A 25,252-nucleotide genomic window follows, 5' to 3' on the forward strand; every position below is an offset into this window, starting at 1 on the left:
GGTACACAGAGGCTATCGGCTGACCGGCCGGTTACTTTAAGGTGATGTCTGTCGGGGCGAATCAACTCACCCCGACACGTTCCAGAGAAACCAGCCGATTCTGATCATCCACGGTCATGCAGAACTGACCACGCACGCCATCGGCAGTCACGAAACGCCGCAGATTTGCGGCGGGAAAAGAGAGTGTCCGTCCATCATGGGCACGCACCACGACCTGCTTCACAATGCCCTGATAATAAGGCAGATATTCGGTCGCCGTGATCGCAAGACTGAAATAAAACCGCTGCATGTTAAACCGCGTCCGGAGCGATATGTGTCATTTTCAGTTTGTGTTTAGCTTTGGAGATGTCATCAACATCCGTGGAAACGCGGTTTAACATTTTATATTTTTTAACATCTTAAACCGCGCCCGCGCGAACGGTCATCGATTCTGCCAAGACCGACTCAATCCTCAACGATCACATGCTGCACCGGGCGCGGTTTGGTCATCAAACCGACTCGCTCAGAAATTCCACTCCGATCAGATAATCCGACTCGCGTGGCGTCACCCGCGCGATCCGCGCGCTCCGTCTCAGCGGCTCAATCCGCTCGCTTGGACTGCGCACCAGGATCTCGACCTCTTCGTTCTGATCGATGGCCGTTGTGGTCACAAAAGCACAGCCGGAGGCACTCAGGTCAATCAGCCAGGCGGTCAGCGTCTCGCCGGTCGTCAGCCGGGTGATGGTCGCCTCGGTCTGCGCCGCCAGGCGCTTGAAATCACGTCGTTCCGCATCGCGTAACAGCATTGTCATGTCTCCTTCGGTGCATGAAATTTCAAGGTGTCGTCTCTACCGGGACGACAGGATTCTAAACCGCGCCCAGAGCGAGATGCCAAGTTTCAAGTGATTTCGACGTCTGGCGCATCCCCGGCGCTTGACGGGGCGCCGTTTAAGGGGATGCCCTGAAAATTTTATCCCCGCATCAACCGGGGTTCCGATAATCGGGAAACCTCTCGGTGACAGGTTTATGATTGCCGCCCGAGACCAACACCCAACAGCGAAAAGGCCCCGACACGGGCTTGCGGAGGAACCATGCAGAACGAACGAATCATCGCCTTCGTCATGGCCGGCGGCCAGGGCGCAAGGCTTCAACCCCTGACCACCGGACGCTCCAAGCCATCGGTACCGTTCGGTTCACGTTATCGCATCGTCGATTTTGTGCTGAGCAATCTGGTCAATTCGCAGATCCAGACCATCTATCTGCTGGTCCAGTACAAATCCCAGTCGCTGATCGAGCATGTGCGCAAGGCCTGGACCATCTCGCCCCTGCTTCAGAGCCAGTTCGTCACCGTGGTGCCGCCGCAGATGATGTCCGGCGAGCATTGGTTCCAGGGCACGGCGGACGCCATCAACCAGAACATCAACCTGATCGAGGAACATCGCCCCAATCTGGTCGCGGTTTTTGGCGCCGATCACATCTATCGGATGGATATTCGCCAGATGGTCGAGTTTCACAAGACGAGCCGGGCCGATGTCACCATCGCCGCCCTCCCCGTCCCGCTGCGCGATGCGGCCAGTTTTGGCGTGATCGCCGCCGACGCGGAGGGGCGCATCCAGGCATTTGAAGAAAAACCCGCCAATCCGACGCCCCTGCCCTCGGATCCGACCCAGGCGTTTGCCTCAATGGGCAATTACATCTTCAATGCCGAAGTCCTCATCAAGGCGCTGAAGGAAACCCAGGAGGCCGGCGAGACCGATTTCGGCCAGCATGTGCTGCCGCGACTGCTGCGCACCCATCGACTCTTCGCCTACGATTTCGCCACCAATGCAGTGCCCGGCGTGCAGCCCTACGAGACGCCGGTCTACTGGCGTGATCTCGGCACCATCGACGCCTATTTCGAGGCCCATCGGGATGTGCTCGGTGCGGAACCGGCCTTTGACATGTTCAATCCCGACTGGCCGATTTTTTCCAGCGGCTATCAGGGTCCGGTCGCGCGCGTGCTCGGCGGTGAGATCCGCAACAGCCTGCTCGGCGCAGCAACCATGATCCATGAGGGGGCAAAACTGACCAACTCCATCATCCGCCGCGAGACCGTGATCGAAGAGGACGTGGAGCTGGAAGACTGCATCGTCATGGACTATGTGCGGATCGGGCGTGGCGCGCGGCTGCGCAAGGTGATCGTGGACCGGCACAACATCATCGAAGCCGGCGATCAGATCGGCTTCGATGCGGCTCAAGACCGTCGGCGCTTCCATGTCAGTGAGGGTGGCGTGACCGTCATCCCACAGGGGCGCGTCAGCTATTTCGCCCGCGATACGCGGGGCTCGGGGCGTGGGGGATATTCCGAATAAGGCTGTCTGGCGGCACGGCAGTGCAAAAGGCCGCCAGTTTTCAGACGTCAGCCATCCGCGTTTCCAGAAGGCTGACGACTGATCGCTGGCGGCTGACGGCGTGTTTCAGGATCAATAGCCGCGATGACGCAGGGTCTCGATCAGGATCTCGCGGTTGCGATAACGGACATCCTGACCCAGTGCAACATAGATGACCTGCTCGGCGATATTGGCGGCATGATTGCCGATTCGCTCCAGGGCGTGGGCGCAGGTCAGCAGGCAGACGGTCTGGCGCGGGGTCAGACCCTCTCGATCCTGCTCGCCGAGGAGTTTGCGGGCCTTATTGGACGCCTGGTAGAGATCCGGCTCATCCTCGAAGATGCCGAGCGCGAAGGCGACATCGAAGCCGGCAACCGCCTGAATGCTGCGCTCGAACATGCAGCAGGCCTTCTCGTCGAGCTGACGCAGCGCCTCTTTCAGGGAATCCGACAGACAGCCCGAATCAGTGGAAAACTCCTTCAACTCCAATGCCTGACGGGCGATCCGCACCGCCTTGTCGCCAGCGCGCTCGACATCGTCGGCAATCTTCGACAGCGCCAGGACAATGCGCAGATCAACCGCTGTCGGCTGGCGACGCACAATGACGCGAAAAACCTCTTCATCGGCGTCGAGCGAGAGAAAATCGATCTGAGGCTCGCGGTCGAGCACCCGGAAGGCATGGCTGTCCTCGCGATCCACCAGGGCGAACACGGCCGCCTGGGTCTGTTCGACCACACGCTCGCCCATCTCCAGGATGATTCCGCGCAGCTTGGCAAGCTCCTGATCGTAGCGGCGCACGGTATGACCGCTGGCAAGATCGCCGGTCGGTTTGGCGGAACTGATGTCTGTCATCAGCCGAATCGTCCAGTGATGTAGTCTTCAGTCAGCCGATGCTGCGGATTGGTGAAGATCTGATTGGTCTCGCCGACTTCGATCAGATCGCCCAGGTGGAAATAGGCGGTGCGCTGCGAGACGCGGGCGGCCTGCTGCATCGAGTGGGTGACGATGGCAATGCTGTAGTTGGCGCGCAGTTCGTCGATCAGTTCCTCAATGATCGCTGTCGCAATGGGATCGAGCGCGGAGCAGGGCTCGTCCATCAGGATGACCTCGGGCGACACGGCAATGGTGCGCGCGATGCAGAGCCGCTGCTGCTGACCGCCGGAGAGACCGGTGCCCGGCTGGTCGAGCCGGTCCTTGACCTCTTTCCAGAGACCGGCCTTTTCCAGACTGGACTCGACCAGCTCGTCCAGTTCGGCCTTGCTATTGGTCAGGCCATGGATGCGTGGCCCGTAGGCGACGTTCTCATAGATGGACTTGGGGAAGGGATTGGGCTTCTGGAACACCATGCCGACCTGCGCTCGCAGAGGCACCGGGTCGAGCGATTTGTCATAGATTTCCTGACCGTCGAGCTGGATCGAACCGGTGACGCGGCAGCCATCAATGGTGTCGTTCATCCGGTTCAGACAGCGCAGGAAGGTCGATTTGCCACAGCCCGAGGGGCCGATCATGGACACGACTTCGTTCTTGCCGATGTCCAGGCTGACCCCGTTGATCGCCTGCTTGCTGCCATACCAGACATCCACGTTGCGACAGGTCATGCGGGGATCGGCGGCGGTGAAATCGCCGACCGTGGTTCTGGAGTGTCGTTCGCTCGCCAGTTCGGCGGAACTCATCGCGCCAGTCATCTTTTCCATTTCGTCAACCGTGATATTCATAATTCAATCAAGCCTCTCGATAGGGGTTTCCGCTGCCGGGGGAACGAGGGATTTCTCCATACTGGCCCCATCGATCAGCGGCGCGCCATGCTATACCGAGAAGATGGGTTTCGCTGCGTTCCACCCATCCTACCAGCGACGCTCGAAGCGTCGACGTAGCAGCACGGCAACCAGATTCATGAGAAAAAGAAAGGCCAGCAGCACGATGATCGCTGCCGAGGTGCGCTCAACGAAGCCACGCTCGGGGCTGTCGGCCCAGAGGAAGATCTGCACCGGCAGGACCGTCGCCGCATCCGTGAATCCGCTCGGGATATCGACGATGAAGGCGATCATGCCGATCATCAACAGCGGTGCGGTCTCACCCAGCGCGCGCGCCATGCCGATGATGGCACCGGTCAGCATGCCGGGCAGCGCCAGCGGCAGCACATGATGGAACTGGGTTTGCAGAGGTGAGGCACCGACCCCGAGCGCGGCCTCGCGGATCGATGGCGGCACCGATTTAAGCGCCACGCGGCTGGCGATGATGATGGTCGGCAGGGTCATGAGGGTCATCACTAGGGCGGCGACCAGCGGTGTGGAGCGTGGCGCACCGAAAAAGCCGATAAAGACCGCCAGCCCCAGCAGACCGAACACGATGGACGGCACCGCCGCCAGATTGTTGACGTTGACCTCGATCAGATCAGTCCAGCGGTTCTTGGGCGCAAACTCCTCCAGATAGAGCGCGGCGCCCACGCCGATGGGAAAGGACAGAATCAGCGTCAGCAGCAGCGTGTAAAAGGATCCCATCAAAGCTCCGGCGATGCCGGCCAGCTCGGGTTCGCGGGAGGTGCCCTGGGTGAAGAAGATAGTGTTGAAGCGCTTTTCAATCCGTCCCTGCTCCTCCAGGTGCTCGACCCAGCCGAGCATCCGGTCATTCACCCGCCGGCTCTCTTCAGGGGCGTGGCGGTCGATCTGCCCCTTCACCAGCATATCGATGTCGTCGTCGGCCAACACCCAGACTTCCTGAGTGGTACCGATCAGATCAGGATTTTCCATGACCTGCTCGCGCAGGAACTGCGGCGCACCGACACTTACCATGGAGTACAGCTGACGCAGCTCGCGGCGCTCGGTCACTTCCGGGAACTGCTGACGTAGCGCGGCCCGGATCGGCGCCATATAGTCCGCTGTGGATAGCGTTTCCGGCTCGCGCGTGCCGGCTGGATCAATCTTCTCCGCGCTCAATTCGATCGGCAGTTGGAGATAGGTCTGCTGAAAGGCGGTATAGCCCTTGCCAACGATGTCGGCAAAGAGAAGCACAACGAACGCCAGACCAAGAGCGACCGCGATCGCGCCGATACGCCGGAAGCGTCGCTCCTGCGCATGGCGTCGCTTGAGCGAGGCGTTGACGATGTCGATGGTGCGCCGGACCGGAGCCTGGGGCGCGTTGAGGGTGGGTTTACTCATATTGCTCCCGATACTTGCGCACGATCGACAGGGCGATGACATTCAGAACCAGAGTCACGAGGAACAGGGTCAGACCCAGCGCAAAAGCGGCGAGCGTTTTGGCGCTGTCGAATTCCTGGTCGCCGGTCAGCAGGGTCACGATCTGCACCGTCACGGTGGTCACGCTGTCGAGGGGATTGGCGGTCAGATTGGCGGACAGGCCGGCTGCCATCACCACGATCATGGTCTCGCCGATGGCCCGTGAGACCGCGAGCAGAATGCCGCCGACGATGCCGGGCAGCGCGGCGGGGATGATGACCCGGCGGATGGTCTCGGACTGGGTCGCGCCCAGGGCATAAGAGCCGTCCCGCATCGACTGGGGCACGGCGTTGATGACGTCGTCAGACAGCGAGGAGACGAAGGGGATGATCATGATCCCCATGACCAGACCGGCCGCCAGCGCGCTTTCAGAAGCGACATTCAAACCGGCCAGGGCACCCAGATCGCGAATCAGTGGCGCGACGGTGAGCGCGGCAAAAAAGCCATAAACCACGGTCGGGATGCCGGCCAGCACCTCGATGACCGGCTTGGCAATCGAGCGCACGTTGCGTGGCGCGTATTCGGCGAGATAGATGGCGGACATGAGGCCGATCGGCACGGCCACCAGCATGGCGATCAGTGAGACCATCAGGGTGCCGGTGAAGAGTGGAATGGCGCCGAATGCGCCGGATGCGCCGACCTGATCCGCGCGCAGTGCGATCTGCGGACTCCAGTTGGTGCCGAGGAAAAATTCCAGCGGCGAGATCATCTGGAAGAACCTGAACGACTCGAAAACGACCGAAAGCACGATCCCCAGCGTGGTCAGGATCGCGATCGAGGAAAAGGTGATCATGATAAATTTGAAGATGGACTCGACCCGGTTGCGTGCGCGCATCTGGGGTTCGGTCCGCAGCCAGGCGTAGGCCATGCCGCCCACCGCCACCGCGAGCACCGCCAGCCACATGGCCCAGTTCGCGATGCGTGCCAGCCGGGCGTATTGATCGGCCGCCGCCTGCACCTCGGGGGTCACGGTCGCTGAAACGATATTGCCGGTCGCGAGGTTTTTGATGTCGTTGAGAATCAGGCCGACACGCCCGCTGGACTGTCCATCCAGCATCTCAGCCGGCAGATTGGCCGTCACCAGACTGGTGACGATCTGATCCTGGAATCCGAACCAGAGCCCCATCAGGAGCAGAGCCGGAAGCCCGGCCCAGATGGCGGCATAGAGTCCGTAATAGGATGGCAGCGAGTGCAGGGTGTTGATCTGCGTCACCCCGCCCGCGCTGGCGATAGCGCGCTTGCGGCCCAGGTGGTAGGCCAGGGCCATGACCATGAGCAAAACGACAATGAGGGTCCAGGCGTACATCGGGATTCCAGTGAATTAGCGATTCGGAGGCCGGCCACAGCAAACGGTGGCCGGTGAATGGCGGGGCTCTCCGTGCCCCGCGACGTCCGATCACCCGAACTTATTCGGGTTTGGACATGGGCGTCAGAGCCTTGGCCGATTTAGCGACACTGGCACGCTCGGCATCGGGCAGAGCGATCAAACCCTTGTCGGCCAGATAGCCTTCCGGACCAAAGGCCTTGTCGCTGGTGAACTCGGTGACGAACTGCTTGATGCCGGGAATGGTCGCGACGTGGGCATTCTTGACATAGAAATAGAGCGAACGCGAGATCGGATAGGAGCCGTCGGAGATGGTGTCATAGGTCGGCGCGATGCCGTCGATCTTGGCACCCTGAACCTTGTCGGCATTCTGTTCGAGGAAGCTGTAGCCGAAAATGCCCAGCGCGTTCTTGTTGGACACCAGTTTCTGCACGATCAGGTTGTCGTTCTCGCCGGCTTCGATATAGGCGCCATCCTCGCGGATGCCCTGACAGACCGCCTTGTGTTTTTTCTCGTCACTTTTTTTCAGCGCCTTGAGTTCCGGAAAACTGTTGCAACCACCTTCCATCGCCAGTTCGACGAAGGCGTCACGGGTTCCGGAGGTCGGCGGCGGACCCAGCACCTCGATCTTGGCGTCCGGCAGCGCGGCGTTCACGTCTTTCCAGGTCTTGTTGGGATTCGGTACGAACTTGCCATCAGCGTCCGGGACATCCTTGGCCAGCGCCAGATAGATATCCTTAAGTGTCAGATCGATATGCTTGGCCGATTTGGAATTCGCGATGGCGATGCCGTCAAAGCCGATCTTGACCTCGGTAATCTCCTTGGCGCCAGCTTGCTGGCAGTTCTCGAACTCGGACGCCTTCATGCGACGCGAGGCGTTAGTGATGTCGGGATGATCGACGCCAACGCCCGCACAAAACAGCTTCATACCGCCACCGGTGCCGGTGGACTCGACTTTGGGGGTGTTGTAGCCCAGGGTCCGACCAAAGGTCTCGGCAACAGCGGTGGAAAAGGGGAAGACCGTCGAGGAACCGACGATATAGATGGAATCGCGGGCCATGGCCTGGGTCGAGAGCGAGGCTGCTGCCAGGGTGACGGCGGCAGCGATCAGTGTTTTATTCATAATTAGCGAGTCTCCACAGAGGGCATTGAATGGCGAGGCCGTATTTTGATCGCCGGTCATGCCCATTGTATGAATGATTCATGACTGTTTTGTGACGACGGCGCACCCGAGAAGATCGCTAACCGGCCAGGTCGCCAACCGCTTATTTCCCCTTCAACTGCCCCAGTGAGCGCACCAGACGCAGGCTGGCGTTGAAAAAGTCGTCTTCCGGCTGGCTCTGGCAGGAGGCGCGGATGCGCAGCAGTGCGGCATCGAGTTCAGCGCCGAGCAGCACGTCGCGTCCGGTCGCGAGATTCAATCCGGTAACCAGACCGGCCAGCCATTCGCGATATCGCAGATACTCCGGATCAGCAAGCGCCGCAGGTGCACCCTCCCCCGGCGCGGCCGCAAGAAAGGCGGGGCAGGGCTTGACCCCATAACCCCACAGAGCCGGAACGGACGCCGGGATCGACTGCGACACAGCGTCTTCCGGCGCAGCTCCGGCGGTCGCCGTGAAGAGCGACATCACCAGCGCCAGACTGGTCACAAACGAGAGAGAGGGGGGATTCAGGCGACGGGACATGTCAGCTTTCCTTCATGAGGGTACGAATACGGATTGACTGAGGTTATCATCGCAAACTTTGCCGGTTGACTGCGAATTCAGTTATGCGCGTGTTGATGATCTCGGATGTCTATTTTCCCCGCGTTACCGGCGTCTCGACGTCGATTCAGACCTTCGCGCGCGAATTCGTCGGCAAGGGTCATGAGGTGACGCTGATCGCGCCGGAGTATGGTCAAAGCGACCCGGAACCCTTCGATATCCTGCGCATTCCCTCGCGTTATCTGCTGATCGATCCCGAGGACCGGATCCTCAAGCCCCGTCAGATCCGCCGACAGGACACCGATCTCATGCGTCGCGGATTCGATCTGGTGCACATCCAGACGCCCTTCCTGGCCCACTACAGCGGACTCGGCCTGGCGAAGCGACTGGGCGTCCCGGTCGTCGAGAGCTATCACACCTTTTTCGAGCAGTATCTGCATCACTATGTCCCGTTCGTCCCCGCCGCCTGGATGCAGCGCGCCGCCCGCTATTTTTCGGTGGCGCAGTGCAATGCGGTCGATGCCCTGGCGGTGCCCTCCCAGGCGATGCTGGACATCCTCAAGGGCTATGGCGTCAGGACACCGGCAAGCGTGATCCCGACCGGCATCGAGCTGGTTCAGTTCAGTCAGGGTGACGGCAGCCGCTTCCGCGCCCGCCATGACATCCCGCCCGAACGCCCGGTGCTGGTGCATGTGAGCCGGCTCGCCTTCGAGAAAAACATCGATTTTGTGTTGCGGACGCTGGTGCGGATCAAGACCCAGGTGCCGGACGTGCTGCTGGTGATTGTCGGAGAAGGCCCGGCCCAACCGCAGCTTGCCGCCCTGATTCAGACGCTGGGACTCGCCGGGAATACGCTCTTTACCGGCTATCTCAATCGCGACGGCTCACTGGAGGACTGTTACTGCGCCGGTGACGCCTTCGTCTTTGCCTCACGGACTGAGACCCAGGGTCTGGTGCTGCTGGAAGCAATGGCGCTCGGCGTGCCGGTCGTTTCGACGGCGGTGATGGGCACCAAAGAGGTGCTGGCTGGCGGACTTGGATCGCTGATCGCGGAAGAGGACGAGGCGGATTTTGCGGCGAAGGCGGTGCGCCTGTTGACGGATCAGCCGTTGCGCGAGCAGTTGTCGCGAGAGGCTGTCCAGCATGCGCGTTCCTGGTCGGCGCCGGCCCTCGCCGACCGCATGCTGACATTCTACGCCGAGGTCATCGAGAAACGGCTCGACCAGCCGTTACCAGCGCAAATTCCAGTCTAAACCGCGCCCCGTGCGTCAGACGATCACGCTGGACGCGGTTCAGGCCATCCGATCGATCAGGCGGCCGATCATCTCGTCTTCGGTTTTCAGCACCTTCGCGGAGGCTTCGACCTGCTGAAGATTCTGGGTCTGCTCCACCAGCGGTTTGCTGATGTCGCGCACCGCGCTACCGTCCATCTGACTTGACCTGGCGATCTCGGCAGCGTTCTCGCCAAGACCATTGATACCCCGTTGCATGCCCATCGTCGCCGACTGCATCGCACTTGTAATCGCCATCATGATGTGACCCTCGCATGACTGCCTGTTTGATCTGATTTTAGCTGATGTTCGCCGCCTCCGTTAAACCGCGCCCCGCCGAACGTCCGTGGTGACGCAGGGCGAGTTGAAGCGCCACAAAACGACGTTTCTCACTGGGCGCGGTTTGGGAAGCGGGTCCATCTGGCGGTCTCGCCGGCGTTCAGCGCACCACGCCACCCCCCATCCCGATCGTTTCCAGCAACCCGCTGGCGACGCCAACTCCCAACCGCTTTGCCAGGCTTTCGTAGAGATCGCGCTTCCTGGTGTAATCGACGAGGGTTTCAGCGCCGATGATGTCACGGGCAACCGAACTGGAGCTGCCGAGACCATCAGCCAGACCCAGTTCGACGGCCTCCTGTCCACTCCAGAACAGTCCGCTGAAGAGTTCGTCTCCGCCTTTGAGCCGGTCGCCCCGCCCCATCTTGACCTCGCCGATGAACTGTCGATGTAGGGTATCGAGCACGCCCTGGATAAAGATCCGCTGCGACTCCGGCAAGGGCGAGAAGGGATCCAGGATGCCTTTGTTGTCGCCAGCGGTCAGCAGACGGCGCTCGATGCCGAGGTCTTTCATCGCCTCCTCGAAACCGAAACCGTCGATACGCACGCCGATGGATCCGATCAGACTGGCCTTGTCGACATAGATGGCGTCGGCGCCGACCGCAATGTAATACCCGCCCGAGGCGCAGAGATCGACAGCCACGGCATAGACCGGCATCTCTTTGCCCTTGTCTTGTTTGTATTTGGCCTTGAGCCGCTTGATCTCGTCGTTGATGTAGCCGGCCTGCACCGGGCTGCCGCCCGGGCTGTTGATGCGCAGGATGACGCCTTTGACCTGCTCGGTCTCGAAGGCCTTGCGCAGGGCCGCGATCACACGATCCGCACTGGCGTCGGTCTCGGAGGCGATGACCCCTTTCACCTCGATCAGCGCCGTATGCGCCTTACCAGAGTCGCCCCCATCGATCAGATCGCGTGCATAAGCCGCGACCAGAATCGCGATCAGATAAAGCAGGATCAGCAGCTTGAAGAAAATCCCCCAGCGTCGACGATTGCGCTGGTCACGCAGATAGTCGAGCGCCATCCGATTGATGAGCGCACGCTCCCAATCCGGCTGGCTCGGGGATGGCATGGCGTCTCGGCGACGGGTCCAGAATGTCCAGCTCATGATTCGAGTCCCAATGAATGACAGCGCGACCGGGCCAGCCATTGCGGAATGGCCTGTACCGAATCCAGACAGGCCAGCGGCTCCAGCGCCAGCAGGCGTTCGCGTTCATGCACGCCACAGGAGACCGCCAGCGCCCTGACCCCGGCATTGCCGGCCATCTGTAGGTCATATTCGGTATCGCCGATCATGAGCGTCTCGGCGGCACGCGCGCCGAGTTCGTCCATCAGTTCGAACAGCATCTGGGGATTGGGCTTGGAGAAGGTCTCGTCGGCACAGCGGGTGGCGTGAAAAAAACCGGTGAGTCCGGTCTCGACCAGCGATTTGTTCAACCCCATTCGACTCTTGCCGGTGGCGACCGCCAGACGGTAGCCCTGCGCAGCCAATACGTCCAGGGTCTCGCGTGCGCCGGGGAAGAGCGCGGAAGGGGTCGGATGGCTGCCCAGAAAATGCCAGCGGTAGCGTTCGCCCAGTGCGGCGCGCGTGGTCGGCTCCATCTCGGGATTGAGACGGAGCATGGCTTCGGCCAGACCCAGCCCGATGATGTCGCGGGCGGCCTCGCGGGTCGGTGGCGGCAGGTCCAGATCGGCGAAAGCGGCCTGCACACAGGCGACGATCCGCGCCTCGGAGTCCATCAGGGTGCCGTCCCAGTCAAAGACGATCAACTCAAAGTTCATGCCGCAGCCTCCAGCGCAACCAAAATCTGTTCCAATTCATGCGGTAATGGCGCCTCCACGCGCAGGGGTCGGGTCATGTAATCCAGCCGCAAACTCAAGGCTGAGGCATGTAAAAACAAGCGCGTGAGTCCAAATGGCTTGAGCGCGCGGTTGGCCTGCTCGTCGCCATACTTGGGATCGCCGGCCAGCGGTGTGCCCAGATGCGCGGCATGGACGCGGATCTGATGGGTGCGCCCGGTGATGAGTTCGGCCTCGACCAGGGTGACGCATTGATCGCCGAAGGCCAGCCGCCGCAGCCGCCGGAAACGGGTGCGGGCCGGCTTGCCCTCGACCGGATCGACCTGAACCAGACGCTCCCCGCCGCGCAGGATGTTCTTTTTCAGCGGCGCATCAACCGTCAGCTCCGGGCGCGCCAGCTCGCCAAGGATCAGCGCGAGATAACGCTTGTCCATCGCGCCCTCGCGGATGATCTGGTGCAGTTCACGCAGCGCGCTGCGCCGTTTGCTGATGATCAGACAGCCGGAGGTGTCGCGGTCGAGCCGGTGCACCAGTTCCAGTTCGCGCCCCGGTCGTAACTGACGCAGCGATTCGATCAGGCCATAACTGAGACCGCTGCCGCCATGCACCGCCAGCCCGGCGGGCTTGTCGATCACCAGCAATCGTTCGTCCTCGAAGAGCACCGCCCGGTCGAGTCGGGCCAGTTGTCCGTCCGGCACCCGCGCCGGGGTTTCGGGCGCGGCCAGGCGCAGCGGCGGGATGCGGACCAGATCGCCCGTGCGCAGCCGGTAATCGGCCTTGATGCGTCCTTTGTTGACCCGCACCTCGCCCCGACGCAGGATCCGATAGAGATGGCTGCGCGGCACACCCTTGACGAAGCGGAGCAGAAAATTGTCGATCCGCTGACCATCCGACTCGGCATCGACACACAGCAGTTGCGGAGCGGCGCCCTGACCCCCACCCTCTTCCCGAGCGGAATGGTGATTGGTTAGTGATGCAGCGGCGGTGTCCGCGCGGGATTTGGAACGGTGGTCTGATGCATTCAACGGCTTTTGGCCCTGCTCTTTTGGCTTAATTGCTGCTGTTAAATTTCGCTGATACCATTGGCCGTCTGCGCTGGCCAGTGGAATCGAGATTTTACCGGAGCGGCGAGTGCAGCCGAGGGTCGTCACCCACGCCGATCAGTCAGGCGTCGATTCGCCCCTCAGACCGGAACCGACACCTGACCATGCCGTCTGACAGGCTGCGCGGTGCGTCCAGTGGACTCGCGACAGCGCGAGACGCGGATTCTACACCCAGCCTCACTCGGCGGCATGCGCAAGACCGACCAGCGCAGCCAGCGCCATCTTCGCTGCTCTTGAGATAACGGGCTTCCTCCAACCGGACGAGGCTCAATGCATACGGGTGCTCAACCAGCCCCGTCAACGATTGTTCATGTGCGCGTGCCCGTTTGGTTTGCGCCCAGCGGCCAGATCAATCTAAACAAGCGGCTGAACCGTAAAGAACATAAAGAACACAAAGAACGCAAAGGATTTCAGAATCCTGTCCTGACTGTTGGCTGCGCCTGATGGATGTCTCGCAGCAGACTGGCAACCATTCGTTTTCTTTGTGCCCTTTGCGTCTTTGCGGTTCAACTTGCCGGATTGATGACCGGCGATGCGCCGCCTGCCCGCAGCGAGGCGTGCAACCACGGATCACGCGCCGTGGTGTATGAGAAGGAACAACATGAAAAGAATGCTGATCAACGCAACTCAGCCGGAAGAGTTGCGCGTCGCGACCGTCGATGGCCAGATCCTTTACAACCTCGACATCGAATCGCCCGGACGGGAACAGAAAAAAGCCAATATCTATAAAGGAACCATCACCCGCGTCGAACCCAGTCTGGAGGCCGCCTTTGTCGATTACGGCGCCGACCGTCACGGCTTTCTGCCGCTCAAGGAGATCGCGCGCGGCTATTTCGAGCCGGACACCACCAGGGCTGGCTCGCGGGTCAGCATCAAGGAATCGGTGCGCGAAGGCCGCGAGGTCGTGGTTCAGATCGACAAGGAAGAGCGCGGCAGCAAAGGCGCGGCGCTGACGACCTTCATCTCGCTGGCCGGGCGCTATCTGGTGCTGATGCCCAACAACCCGCGCGCGGGCGGCGTCTCGCGCCGGATTGAGGGCCAGGACCGCAACGAGCTGCGTGACGCCATGAGCCAGCTTGCGATCCCCGAAGACATGGGGCTGATCGTGCGCACGGCCGGCGTCGGCAAGAACGTCGAGGAACTCCAGTGGGATCTGGATTACCTGCTCCAGCTCTGGAAGGCCATCGAGGCCTCCGGCGAGGGCCGCAAAGCGCCCTTTCTCATCTATCAGGAAAGCGATGTCATCATCCGCTCCATCCGCGACTATCTGCGCGCGGACATCGGTGAGATCGTGATCGATGATCGTGCGGTCTATGAGCGGGCGGCAAGTTTCATCCAGCAGGTGATGCCGCAGAATCTCAAGAAACTGCGGCTCTATCAGGACGAGGTGCCGCTGTTCACCCGCTATCAGATCGAGAGTCAGATCGAGTCGGCCTTCCAGCGCGAGGTGCGTCTGCCCTCTGGCGGCTCCATCGTCATCGATCATACCGAGGCGCTGACCTCGGTCGATATCAACTCGGCCCGCGCCACCAAGGGCGCGGACATCGAAGAGACCGCACTCAACACCAATCTGGAAGCCGCCGACGAGATCGCCCGCCAGTTGCGGCTGCGCGATCTGGGTGGGCTCTTCGTCATCGACTTCATCGACATGAGCCCACCCAAGAACCAGCGGGCGGTGGAAGACCGGCTGCGCGACGCGCTCAAGCAGGATCGCGCCCGCGTCCAGGTCGCGCGCATCTCGCGCTTCGGTCTGCTGGAGATGTCACGCCAGCGGCTGCGACCCTCGCTCGGCGAATCCAGCCAGCAGGTCTGTCCGCGCTGCAAGGGTCAGGGCACCATCCGTGGCGTCGAGTCGCTGGCGCTCTCGATCCTGCGCATCGTCGAGGAAGAGGCGATGAAAGACAGTACCCAGCGCATCGTCGCCCAGCTTCCGGTTAGTGTTGCAACCTTCCTGCTCAACGAAAAGCGGCGAGCCATCCTCGACATCGAAGAACGTCAGGGCGCCGAGATCCTGCTGGTTCCCAACGAGCACCTACAGACCCCGGATTATCGGATCGAGCGTCTGCGCACCCAGGATGCCGCCAGGCTGACCGAACTCCAGTCCAGCTATGAGCTGACCGCTCCCCCTGAACCGAGCGCCACGCCGCATTACGCCAAACTCGCCCAACCCGTACAGATCGCGGAGCCGGCAGTCAAGCAGGTCACGCCCAGTTCGCCGGCTCCGCAGCGCGAGATGGCGCGCCCCTCGTCCCCGGTCTCATCCGCCAGAGAGGCCGAACGCGCCGAGTCGGAAAGCCTGCTCAAGCGTATCTGGACCGGTCTCTTCATGGGGCGTGCGTTGGAACAGGAGCCATCGCGCTCGACACAGGCGCCCGAGCCGGAGCCAATCCGCACCATTTCGGAGCCGCCGCAAAGCCCGGATCGCGATCCGCAACCGCAACGGTCACGTCAGGGCGACATGAGTCGCCGGGACCGGCCCGGTCAAGGACGTGCGCCACAGATGCGTGAGGATCGCGCGCGAACCCATCCCCCGAGGGGCGAGCAGGCCCGCCCGGACGCAGAACGCGGCGGTCAGGAGCGACGCCCACGCGTCGAGCGCGAAGACACGGCATCCACGCCGCTGACGGAAGGCGATGACCAGCTCAACGCCGAAGGGCGTTCACGTCGCAACGGATCGCGCGGACGCAATCGACGGGGACCGGGCGAGGCGCGCAACCCCACACAAACGGACGAGAATCAGGATATCCGTCGCAGCAGCGTCAGACCATTTGAGACCGTCCATCAGCCCCGCCCTGTCACCGAACCGGATGAATCCCTGCCGGGATCCGCGCCCATCGACGACACAGCCAATACCCCGGCGGCACCGCTTCAGGGTGAATCAGGCTACCGCTGGTGGGAAAGCACGCATCAGGACAGCGACGAGGTGTCGGAATGGGAGTCGGCGCCAAAGCCGGAATCCATCCGGACGGCCAGACCGTCATCCGACACGCTGGACACCACTGACGACGAGGCGGACGGCAACGATTCCGAAACCGAAACCGGCGATGGGACACCAGGCGGCCCCGAGCAGCGGCCACGTTCGCGTCGTCGTCGCGGTGGACGCAATCGTCGGCGTCCCGCCGTTAGCGCTGAAACAGCGGTGACAGCCGGCATACCGGACGGCGCATCGGCGTTCACCCCGGAGTCGGACGCGGAGCCCACTCAATCCCTTTATCGCCCGTCACCTGACAGCCAGCCGACAAGCGACCAGACACCGGAGTCCGCCCGCGAGTCCGCGCCGGAGGTGAGTCGGCCCGCCGCTCCACCTCGCTTGCCCGAGACGACATCCGCGCCACAGGGTTTGCTGCCGGCTCCGGTTTTCGTCTCTGAGACCCTACCGGTTGCCAGCACACCAGCGCCGGAAGCGGTCGAACGGAGTACACATCAATCCGAGACAGGATCCGCCGCAGCGAGTGAACCGGCGGCGCGATCACACACAAACGCGCACACAGAATCCGCTCAGACCAGCGACGGCTCCTGAGTCGGCGAAACCGATCAGGCGCGGTGACTCGTCACCGCCGCCTGCATGACGGCCCGGCCATGGTGCCGGGCTCCATTCCAGTCTGATCGCGCTTCAGCGCAACCGCCCATGCAGCTCTGCCAGCAATCCGCGTGACGCCGATTCCAGCAGATCAAACACCAGATCGAACCCGCGTGCGCCCCCATAATAGGGATCAGGCACCTCCCGCACCTGAAGCTCCGGCGCAAAGTCCATGAACAGCTTGAGCTTTTCCTCCATACCGGACGGGCAGAGTTCAGCCAGATTGCGATAATTGTCCTCATCCATCGCCAGGACGTAATCGAAATCGAGAAAGTCCTGCGACCGGGCGCGTCGGGCGCGCAGATCGCCAATATCGACCCCCCGCTCCCGCGCCGTCTCGCACGAACGTCGATCCGGCGGCTCGCCGAGATGATAGGCATGCGTCCCCGCCGAATCGATCTCGATTCGATGTTCCAGCCCCGCCTCCCTGACCAAATGACGGAAGACGCCATGTGCGGTCGGCGAGCGGCAGATATTGCCCATGCAGACGAAAAGGATCTTGATGCGGTGATCTGTGTTCATGATTTCTGGTCAAACATAGACTGGTTTTTGTGACGACCGTTGAGAATCTCGATTTTCTGGCCGTTATACTGGATAGCGCACGCATACACCGCAGGTTTAGCGAACGGAGGAATTCATGTCTTGCCAACCGCAACACCCCCGCGCCGGTCTCGTCAGCCTCGCTGCTGCCGGCCTGCTACTCGCCTTCAATGTCATGGGAGCTGACACAGCATCCTCTCCGATTCCGCTCCTGATGGCGCCTGCCGCCCTTGCCGACCAGAATGCGCCGCTACCGGATCGTGTGAGCGAGGCACTGGCGGCTGCGCAACGGTTTCGCATGGTACAGATCAATCCCCAAGCACTCACGCCCGATAGCCTGACCAAGGGCAGCAGCCTGTATCTCGGGCTTTTCGACGATGTCCATCTGTGGGCAGTCATTGATCGTGTCGCGACCGATATCAACGGGGTGCGCTCAGTTCGCGGACGCATCCAGGATAGCGAGCATGGCACGGTGCTGCTCTCGATCAAGGATGGACGCATACTCGCAACCATCAGTCTGCCTGAGCGTCAGCAGGAGTACATCATCTCCGACTTCGGCCAGAAAGTCGGCCATGTGGTGCAGGATGTCGATCCCGACCTGAAAGACGTGCTGGAATCCGGCCCTGATCTCCTGCCGCCCGATCTTCCCGCGCAAAAAAAGGCATTGCAGAACCGTCCGGACGCCTCTGCGGACACGCCAGCGACGATTGATCTGATGATTGTCTATACGCCAGCCGCGCGCCAGTGGGCGAACAGCAGCGCCACCAGCATTCAGCATGTCATCGATCAAACGATGCAGCGCAACCAGTTGGCGCTCGATAACAGTCAGCTCGGCATCACCATGAATCTGGTCCATACGGCTGAAATCAATTACACCGAAAGCGGCGATTCAGGCACCGATCTCTACCGCCTGACCTTCCATGCCGAATACGACCCCTGGGGAATGGAGGGGACACCACGCTACATGGAAGAGGTCCATGCCTGGCGCGACACCTATGGCGCGGATGTGGTCAGTCTGCTCGCCAGGGTCGAGGATACGGGCGGACTGGGCTGGCAGTTGAACACGGAACAAGGATGGCAGCAGCTTGCCTTTAATCTGAATCGCGTGCAGCAGGCCCACAATACCTACACCGTGATCCACGAAATCGGCCACAACATGGGCGCACACCATCATAAGGCGCAAAATTTCCAGCCCGGTCCAGGGCTGTATTCCTATTCTGGCGGATGGCGCTGGACGGGTCAGGACAGCGCTCGCTATTGTTCAATCATGACATACGAATCGGGAAGTTATTTCAGCGACGGACGCGATCATGTACGGGTGCCTTATTTTTCCAGCCCCAACATCAGCTATCAGGGGGTAGCGACCGGACAGGCCACGGACGGTGACAATGCACGCACACTGATGAACACGAAAGCGACGGTTGCGGCGTATCGCGTCTCCAGCGCCACGCCGCCACCCGCCGTGCCATCTGACTTGACGGCTACTGCGGCCTCGGCCACTGCGATCAATCTGAGCTGGACGGACAACAGCGACAATGAAACAGGGTTCAAAATCGAGCGCAAGACCGGGACTAACGGCTCCTGGTCGCAGATCGCAACCACCGCAGCCAATGCCACCAGCCATACCAATACCGGCCTCACCGCCGGTCAAACCTATCTCTATCGCGTGCGAGCGACCAATTCAGCCGGCAATTCAGCCTATTCCAATGTGGTGACGATCACGCCGCAAGCCGTCAAACGAGCCGATTTCGTGGTGACGGCGATCACCCTGACCCCTGCCAATCCTGCCCCGAACACCCTCTTCAGCGCCACCGTCACGGTCAAGAATCAGGGAACGGCAGCGGGCGATGGCGGCTGGCTCGATGTCTGGACGCACCGCGCTGCGGCCGCCACCTGTGGCGTCGAAGGCAATCAATACAAGACGGTAGGCACCCTGGCGGTGGGACAGGTCAAAACCCTGACCTTCTCGGGACTCCGCGCGGCGCGCGCAGCAGGCGCCAAGACCTTCCGCGCCTATGTGGACAGCTTCTGTCGCGTGACGGAGCTCAATGACGGCAACAATCAGGCCATCAGAAGCTATCAGGTCCAGTAGCAAGACGGTCCAATCGTCAGTGGGGCGAGGTGAGGTGACGCCTCATCCCGCCCTCAGACCCAGCCATTGGGCGCGACTCAGGCCGTTATGGCCTGAGATCCGCTGCCCCTGCCCACGGCTCCCGATCTATACTTGCGCTTTGCCCGCGAGGGCGTTTTTCCGTGATCTGGAGCAAGACGATGGCGCAAGGCGCAATCAAAAAGGTGGTTCTGGCCTATTCGGGCGGACTGGATACCTCGGTCATCCTGAAATGGCTGCAAGAGGAATACGGCTGCGAGGTGGTGACCTTCACCGCCGACATCGGTCAGGGCGAGGAACTGGAGCCAGCGCGCGCCAAGGCGACGGCGGCGGGCGTGAAAGAGATCTATATCGACGATCTGCGCGAGGAATTCGTGCGCGATTTCGTCTTTCCGATGTTCCGCGCCAACACGGTCTATGAAGGCGAATATCTGCTCGGCACCTCGATCGCCCGCCCGCTGATCGCCAAGCGTCTGATCGAGATCGCCGCCGAGACCGGGGCCGACGCCATCGCCCACGGCGCGACCGGCAAGGGCAACGATCAGGTCCGTTTCGAGCTGACCGCCTATGCGCTCAATCCCGAGATCAAGATCATCGCCCCCTGGCGCGAATGGGATCTGCTCTCGCGCGAAAAGCTGATGACCTATGCCGAACAGCACGGCATCGCGGTCGAGATGAAGCGTGACGGCACCAAGTCGCCCTACTCGATGGACGCCAATCTGCTGCATATTTCCTATGAAGGCTACGACCTGGAGGATCCCTGGGTCGAGCCGGGTTCGGACATGTGGCGCTGGTCGGTCGCGCCCGAGCAGGCGCCCGATCAGCCGACCACGATCGAATTGACCTTTGCGCACGGCGATCTGGTCGCCATCGACGGCCAGACCATGAGCCCGGCGGCGCTGCTGGCCGAACTCAACCGCATCGGCGGGGCCAACGGCATCGGTCGCGCCGATCTGGTCGAGAACCGCTATGTCGGCATGAAATCGCGCGGCTGCTACGAAACCCCCGGCGGCACCATCCTGCTCAAGGCACATCGCGCCATCGAGTCGCTGACGCTCGACCGCGAGGCCGCGCATCTGAAAGACGAGCTGATGCCGCGCTATGCGAGTCTGGTCTACAACGGCTACTGGTTCACGCCCGAACGCCAGATGCTCCAGGCCGCCATCGACCAGACCCAGCAGGTCGTCAACGGCGTGGTGCGTCTGCGGCTCTATAAGGGCAACGTCATGGTGGTCGGGCGCAAGTCCGAGACCGACAGCCTGTTCGATGCCTCGATTGCCACCTTCGAGGAAGACGCCGGTGCCTACAATCAGGCCGACGCGACCGGTTTCATCCGGTTGAATGCGCTGCGGCTGCGGGTTGCCGGGCGCAAGCGGGGTTGATCGTTTAAGCGATTTCCGGAGAATCACCTACTGTAGGGGCGATTTAAATCGCCCCTACTTGCTCACCCCTCCTCGGTCAGAATACGCAACAACGCCCCGCTGGGTTCATCGGTCAGCACATAGAGATAGCCGTCCGGACCCTGGCGCACATCGCGCACCCGTTGACCGATGGTCAGCTTCTGCTCGCCAACCACTCTCATCCCATCGAGATCGATGCGGCGAATCTGGCCGAATTTGAGCGCACCGCTGAAGAGATCGCCTTGCCACTGTGGATAGCGGTCGCCGGTATAGAACGCCAGACCACTGGGTGCCTTCGACGGCGTCCAGACCACCGTCGGTTCCGCGATACCGGGACGGCTGGTCTCGTCGGCGATACGTGACCCCCAGTATTCCATGCTGTAGGTGACCAGGGGCCAGCCGTAGTTCCTGCCAACCTCGATTCGATTCAGCTCGTCGCCGCCCCGCGAGCCGTGCTCGGTCGCCCACACCCGCCCGCTGACCGGATCCAGGGCCAAACCCTGGATATTGCGGTGGCCGTAGGTATAAATCTCGGGACGGGTGCCGCGCTGCTGACTGAATGGATTGCGCGGAACAGGACGGCCATCCTCGCGCAGACGCAGAATCTTGCCAAAATGGGTGCCGAGCCGTTGCGCCTGATCGCGGATGTTCCCGCCGTCGAAGGCAAGCGGCGGATTGCCGCCATCGCCGATGCTCATCAGCAGGCTCTTGTCGGGCAACCAGAGCAGTCGGGAGCCAAAATGCTGACCGCCGGATTTGGCGTCGGCGTTCTGGAAGATGACCTCCAGATTCTCAAGCCGCGAGCCGTCGAGACGCGCGCGCGCCAGCGTCGTGCGGTTGGCGTCCTGAGTGCCGGCGGCATAGATCAGATAGATCAGCCGGTTGGCGGCAAAATCCGGATGCGGCAGGACATCCAGCAGACCGCCCTGCCCCTGGGCCAACACCCTCGGCACGCCGCTGATCGGCTTGGGATCGAGCACGCCGTCGCGGAGCAGCCGCAGTTGCCCTGGTCGCTCGGTGATCAGTGCGGAGCCGTCTGGCAGCCAGGCGATGGACCAGGGATGCTCCAGGCCGGACACGATCACTTCGGCACGCCAGCCGCTTGCCTCCGGCACATCACCGGTCGGCTCGATCGCGCCGGGAACCGGTCCGCAGTGAGCCAGCGGAATCCAGCACAGAAGCGGTAACAGCATCGCCAGACGGGGAGTCATGACCGGTTCCTCCGTTGTTCGGACCAGCTTGTTTCGTGCATCGTCGTAATTGGTGGCAGCCAGCAGCTCGGACGGCGCCGCGCGCCTAGGCACTGCGACTGCGGGCAATCTGGCGCAAGGAACAAACAATCAAGTCCGCGAGGCCGCGCATCTGAAAGGCGAGCTGCGGGTGGCGGGGCGCAAGCGGGTTTGATTCCAGGCGTCCATCCGGGATGTCTCCCGGATGGACGGTCTTATACCGATGGTGTTTTCGCTGATTTTTCCGCTTTCAGCAATGCGTTGATCCTTTTTAAGCTCTTAAACCGCGCCAGATCAAACAGCCGTCGGTACGACCAGGGCCGATCCAAACCAAAAACATCGCCTGCCGCACTGGGCGCGGTTTAAAAGACCTTGACGATCTCCAGCCCGATCAGATGTGCGTCCATCGCGTAATCGCCATTGAGCGCATCGCTGCCATTGAGATCGCTGCCCGAGACATAATGTCTGCTGCTGCGATAATCGCGATCCACACCCTTCACATACATGTAGCCGGCCTCCAGCGAATAGCCCTGCCCCAGCGCCTGGGCCACACCGATGCTGAAGAGATGACGGTCGTTATCCGGTACACGGGCGCTGTAGTGATCGTCCCCCTGCCCGGTTTCATCATAGGCATAGCCAAAGCGCAGTTGCGTCTCGGGGCGGAGCTGATAGGTCGCACCCAGACGCCAGGCGCTGGCGTCGCTCCAGTCGTTGGCGTCGGAGAAGATCAGCGCACCGCTGTTCTTTCCCTTGATCTTGAGATCGTTGAACTCGCTCCAGCCGGTTCGCGTCCAGTCGAATTCAACTGCCAACTGATCGCTGAAGGCGTAACGCGCGCCGATTTGCAGCCGCCACGGCAGATCCACGTCGAGTTCGGCGGACTGCGCGGGTGCCAGCCGCCTGAGTGCGACCAGGGTCTGACTGAGCGGCAGGTAATCGCCTTCGAGCCCGAGGGTCGCGGTGGAGCGGAAGGCCGCCCCCAGACTCCAGGGTCCATGGCGATAGAGCGCACTGAGATTGAAGCCGAGTCCGGTGCCGTCGCCGCTGAGTTCACCGGCGGTCGAGTTGAGCTGGGCGCTCCTGGCCCAGTAAATGTCCAGTCCGCCGGAGAGACTCAAGTCCTCATTGACGCGATAGGTGGCAGTCGGGCTGACATCCAGAATTTCGAGCTTGCTGGCGGTCGGTTGTCCGCGCGGCACCTTGGGATTGAGCGGGGGCGGGACCGGCAGGGTCGCGGTGCCGCTGACGGCGGGAAAGGTGCCGTCGCGCCAGCGCGTCTCCAGGCCAAAGGGAGCCGTCACACCCAGACCGAGCCGCCACTGCTCATTGAGCCTGAAGGCGCCCTGAATCATGGGGCCGGCCAGCCAGTCCGCACCCTGGCTGTCATGGTCGCCGCTGGCGGTGGTGACGCTGAAACTGGGGCCGATGAGCACCGTCCCGACCGCCAGACTGGAGGTCTCATGGAAGCCCATTGCCGCCGGGTTATAGGCGAAGGCGCCGGTTTCATTGGGGTTGGCGACCATGGCGTTGGTGGTGCTCAGACCGGCGACGGACGCTTCGGGCAGCGAGAAGCCGGAAGCGAAGGCCGAATGCTGGACACCAGACGCGCCAGCAGCCAGGATGAGGGCAATGGAGCAGAGAGTCTTGTATTGATGCATCAAAGGGTTCCCAAGCAGATTTTAGCCGCGCCAAACTCTATGCGAAGCATCTGTCTAATTCCATCCCTTCGTTACGATAATTTGACATGTCCGTGATATAAACCGCGCCTGTCATTGAAATATGGAGTGCAGACCTGTGTTAACCCGGCCCTCCGGATGTGCAGACGAGCGGCGCCTGACGACCCTGTTTCACGATCTGTCCGCAGCCGACCGCTCGACCCTGCTGGCATTCGCCGATTTCCTGACCCAGCGCGCCTCGTCCGCGACTGACGAGGCTGGCGAGGCTGAGGTGCGCGAGCCGCGACCGCTGGCGCGCCCTGCGAACGAAAGTGTGGTCGGCGCGATCAAGCGTCTGTCGCAGGCTTACGATATGCTCGACCACGGACAACTGCTCAATGAGACCACGACGCTGATGTCGGCTCATGTGCTGCAGGGCCGCGCCGCCGCCGAGGTCATCGACGAACTGGAAGCCCTGTTCGACCGTCACTATCAACTGTATCGGGTCGGCTGCGACCCTCAAGACCCATCACTCCCGTCATGAACCTCATCACCAACTGGTTTCAGCGCCATTTATCCGATCCGCAGATCGTCTTTCTGGCGCTGTTTCTGCTGATCGTCTTTGCGATCGTGCTGATCCTGGGCAACATGCTTGCGCCCGTGCTGGGCAGTCTGGTCATTGCCTATCTGCTGGAGGGGCCGGTCGCCTATCTGATGCGACGCGGTCTGCCACGCCTGCCCAGTGTCATCCTGATCTATGTGCTCTTCATGCTGTTCGTCACCCTGGTGCTGATTGGCGTCATGCCGCTGGTGTCGCGCCAGATCACCGAGCTGGTGCAGCAGTTGCCGACCATGATCTCGGAGGGGACCAAATTCCTCACTGATCTGCCCGAACATTATCCGGAGCTTGTGACCATGGCCCAGATCGACGCACTGATCGTCGCCCTGCGCGCCGAGGCCGTCTCCTTCGGTCAACAGGTGCTATCCTGGTCGGTGGCGCGCGTGGTCGGGGTCATCACCGCCCTGGTCTATCTGATCCTGATGCCGCTACTGGTGTTTTTCTTCATGAAGGACAAGGATCTCTTTCTGGACTGGTTGCGCCGGCTGCTGCCACAGCATCGGGGGATCGCGGGCGATGTCTGGCGGGATGTTGATCGCCAGACCTCCAACTATGTGCGGGGCAAGGCGTGGGAGATCATCGTGGTCTGGGTCGCAAGCTATGTGGCCTTCTACGCCTTCGGACTGAAGTACGCGATGCTGCTGTCGCTGCTGGTCGGGCTGTCGGTCATCATTCCCTATATCGGGGCGGCGGTCGTCACCGTGCCGGTGCTGCTGGTGGCCTGGTTTCAGTGGGGCTGGGACAACACCTTCATCTGGCTGGCGACGGTCTATTTCATCATCCAGACGCTCGACGGCAACGTGCTGGTGCCACTGCTCTTCTCGGAAGTGGTCAACCTGCACCCGGTGGCGATCATTGTCGCCATCCTGGTGTTTGGGGGGATCTGGGGCTTTTGGGGGGTCTTCTTCGCGATTCCGCTGGCGACCCTGGTGCAGGCGATCCTGACCGCCTGGCCGCAGCGGCTGGCTGAAGAGCGTGCGGACGCGCTACACGCCGATTGA

General features: G+C 61.8%; 22 protein-coding genes. 7 read left to right on the forward strand and 15 right to left on the reverse strand.

Features of this window, described 5'->3' with window-relative positions; genetic code table 11:
• Positions 1-61: 61 nt before the first annotated feature.
• Both EDC35_RS01490 and EDC35_RS01495 read right to left on the reverse strand, forming a co-directional pair.
• Positions 62-289 carry a DUF2835 domain-containing protein gene (locus EDC35_RS01490; RefSeq protein WP_132975066.1) on the reverse strand — a complete coding sequence of 76 codons (228 nt, stop codon included), beginning with the start codon at positions 287-289 and terminating at the stop codon, positions 62-64.
• A 199-nt stretch (positions 290-488) separates the two neighbouring features.
• Positions 489-785 carry a PilZ domain-containing protein gene (locus tag EDC35_RS01495; RefSeq protein WP_243651360.1) on the reverse strand — a complete coding sequence of 99 codons (297 nt, stop codon included), beginning with the start codon at positions 783-785 and terminating at the stop codon, positions 489-491.
• A gap of 285 nt (positions 786-1,070) precedes the next feature.
• Here EDC35_RS01495 and EDC35_RS01500 point away from each other — a divergent pair, with 285 nt between their 5' ends.
• Positions 1,071-2,330, forward strand: a complete 1,260-nt coding sequence (locus tag EDC35_RS01500; protein WP_132975067.1) for a glucose-1-phosphate adenylyltransferase — start codon at positions 1,071-1,073, stop codon at positions 2,328-2,330.
• Positions 2,331-2,441: 111 nt separating this feature from the next.
• On the opposite strand, the gene phoU is transcribed toward EDC35_RS01500, so the two are convergent.
• The 6 genes from phoU to EDC35_RS01530 all read right to left on the reverse strand — a co-directional run bounded on the left by phoU (position 2,442) and on the right by EDC35_RS01530 (position 8,593).
• Complete coding sequence (phoU, locus tag EDC35_RS01505; RefSeq protein ID WP_132975068.1) at positions 2,442-3,200, reverse strand: phosphate signaling complex protein PhoU; 759 nt, start codon at positions 3,198-3,200, stop codon at positions 2,442-2,444.
• Positions 3,200-4,063, reverse strand: a complete 864-nt coding sequence (pstB, locus tag EDC35_RS01510) for a phosphate ABC transporter ATP-binding protein PstB (RefSeq protein WP_132975069.1) — start codon at positions 4,061-4,063, stop codon at positions 3,200-3,202. The genes phoU and pstB overlap by 1 nt, the downstream gene beginning before the upstream one ends.
• Positions 4,064-4,192: 129 nt before the next feature.
• Complete coding sequence (pstA, locus tag EDC35_RS01515) at positions 4,193-5,506, reverse strand: phosphate ABC transporter permease PstA (RefSeq protein WP_132975070.1); 1,314 nt, start codon at positions 5,504-5,506, stop codon at positions 4,193-4,195.
• Entirely contained in the window at positions 5,499-6,890 is a 1,392-nt protein-coding gene (gene pstC, locus EDC35_RS01520; protein ID WP_132975071.1) for a phosphate ABC transporter permease subunit PstC, read from the reverse strand. The genes pstA and pstC overlap by 8 nt, the downstream gene beginning before the upstream one ends.
• A 100-nt stretch (positions 6,891-6,990) precedes the next feature.
• Positions 6,991-8,031, reverse strand: a complete 1,041-nt coding sequence (locus EDC35_RS01525) for a PstS family phosphate ABC transporter substrate-binding protein (RefSeq protein WP_132975072.1) — start codon at positions 8,029-8,031, stop codon at positions 6,991-6,993.
• Between the two features lie 142 nt (positions 8,032-8,173).
• Positions 8,174-8,593: a hypothetical protein gene (locus tag EDC35_RS01530; protein ID WP_132975073.1), complete on the reverse strand. Its 420-nt coding sequence runs from the start codon at positions 8,591-8,593 to the stop codon at positions 8,174-8,176.
• An 83-nt stretch (positions 8,594-8,676) separates the two neighbouring features.
• On the opposite strand from EDC35_RS01530, the gene EDC35_RS01535 reads away from it, so the two are divergent.
• A complete protein-coding gene (locus EDC35_RS01535; protein ID WP_132975074.1) occupies positions 8,677-9,864 on the forward strand; it encodes a glycosyltransferase in 1,188 nt (395 codons plus the stop codon).
• Between the two features lie 39 nt (positions 9,865-9,903).
• Here the strand turns inward: EDC35_RS01535 and EDC35_RS01540 are convergent, their stop codons facing one another.
• From EDC35_RS01540 to EDC35_RS01555, 4 genes are all read right to left on the reverse strand, one after another.
• Positions 9,904-10,143, reverse strand: coding sequence for a hypothetical protein (locus EDC35_RS01540; RefSeq protein ID WP_243651361.1), 240 nt, complete (start codon positions 10,141-10,143; stop codon positions 9,904-9,906).
• A 178-nt stretch (positions 10,144-10,321) separates the two neighbouring features.
• On the reverse strand, positions 10,322-11,323 hold the full coding sequence (locus tag EDC35_RS01545) for a S49 family peptidase (protein WP_132975075.1): 1,002 nt from the start codon (positions 11,321-11,323) through the stop codon (positions 10,322-10,324).
• Positions 11,320-11,997 carry an HAD-IA family hydrolase gene (locus EDC35_RS01550; protein WP_132975076.1) on the reverse strand — a complete coding sequence of 226 codons (678 nt, stop codon included), beginning with the start codon at positions 11,995-11,997 and terminating at the stop codon, positions 11,320-11,322. Before EDC35_RS01550 ends, EDC35_RS01545 begins: the two co-directional genes overlap by 4 nt.
• Positions 11,994-12,929, reverse strand: coding sequence for an RluA family pseudouridine synthase (locus EDC35_RS01555; RefSeq protein WP_132975669.1), 936 nt, complete (start codon positions 12,927-12,929; stop codon positions 11,994-11,996). Before EDC35_RS01555 ends, EDC35_RS01550 begins: the two co-directional genes overlap by 4 nt.
• A 790-nt stretch (positions 12,930-13,719) precedes the next feature.
• Between EDC35_RS01555 and rne the strand changes: the two genes are divergently transcribed.
• Complete coding sequence (rne, locus tag EDC35_RS01560; protein ID WP_132975077.1) at positions 13,720-16,638, forward strand: ribonuclease E; 2,919 nt, start codon at positions 13,720-13,722, stop codon at positions 16,636-16,638.
• A gap of 93 nt (positions 16,639-16,731) precedes the next feature.
• Here rne and EDC35_RS01565 read toward each other — a convergent pair whose 3' ends face one another.
• A complete protein-coding gene (locus EDC35_RS01565) occupies positions 16,732-17,220 on the reverse strand; it encodes a low molecular weight protein-tyrosine-phosphatase (protein WP_132975078.1) in 489 nt (162 codons plus the stop codon).
• 115 nt (positions 17,221-17,335) lie between these two features.
• Here EDC35_RS01565 and EDC35_RS01570 point away from each other — a divergent pair, with 115 nt between their 5' ends.
• Both EDC35_RS01570 and EDC35_RS01575 read left to right on the forward strand, forming a co-directional pair.
• Positions 17,336-19,330, forward strand: a complete 1,995-nt coding sequence (locus tag EDC35_RS01570; protein WP_132975079.1) for a reprolysin-like metallopeptidase — start codon at positions 17,336-17,338, stop codon at positions 19,328-19,330.
• 179 nt (positions 19,331-19,509) lie between these two features.
• Positions 19,510-20,730, forward strand: a complete 1,221-nt coding sequence (locus tag EDC35_RS01575; protein WP_132975080.1) for an argininosuccinate synthase — start codon at positions 19,510-19,512, stop codon at positions 20,728-20,730.
• 62 nt (positions 20,731-20,792) lie between these two features.
• On the opposite strand, the gene EDC35_RS01580 is transcribed toward EDC35_RS01575, so the two are convergent.
• On the reverse strand, positions 20,793-21,959 hold the full coding sequence (locus EDC35_RS01580) for a PQQ-dependent sugar dehydrogenase (protein ID WP_132975081.1): 1,167 nt from the start codon (positions 21,957-21,959) through the stop codon (positions 20,793-20,795).
• 380 nt (positions 21,960-22,339) lie between these two features.
• Positions 22,340-23,635, reverse strand: a complete 1,296-nt coding sequence (locus tag EDC35_RS01585) for an OmpP1/FadL family transporter (RefSeq protein WP_132975082.1) — start codon at positions 23,633-23,635, stop codon at positions 22,340-22,342.
• A gap of 136 nt (positions 23,636-23,771) precedes the next feature.
• On the opposite strand from EDC35_RS01585, the gene EDC35_RS01590 reads away from it, so the two are divergent.
• The gene (locus EDC35_RS01590) at positions 23,772-24,176 is read left to right on the forward strand and encodes a hypothetical protein (RefSeq protein WP_207896046.1); all 405 of its coding nucleotides are present in this window, start codon (positions 23,772-23,774) and stop codon (positions 24,174-24,176) included.
• Positions 24,173-25,252, forward strand: a complete 1,080-nt coding sequence (locus tag EDC35_RS01595) for an AI-2E family transporter (protein ID WP_132975084.1) — start codon at positions 24,173-24,175, stop codon at positions 25,250-25,252. Before EDC35_RS01590 ends, EDC35_RS01595 begins: the two co-directional genes overlap by 4 nt.

Origin of the sequence: Thiobaca trueperi, from assembly GCF_004342175.1 — a bacterium.
In the GTDB taxonomy this organism is placed as follows: Bacteria; Pseudomonadota; Gammaproteobacteria; order Chromatiales; family Chromatiaceae; genus Thiobaca; species Thiobaca trueperi.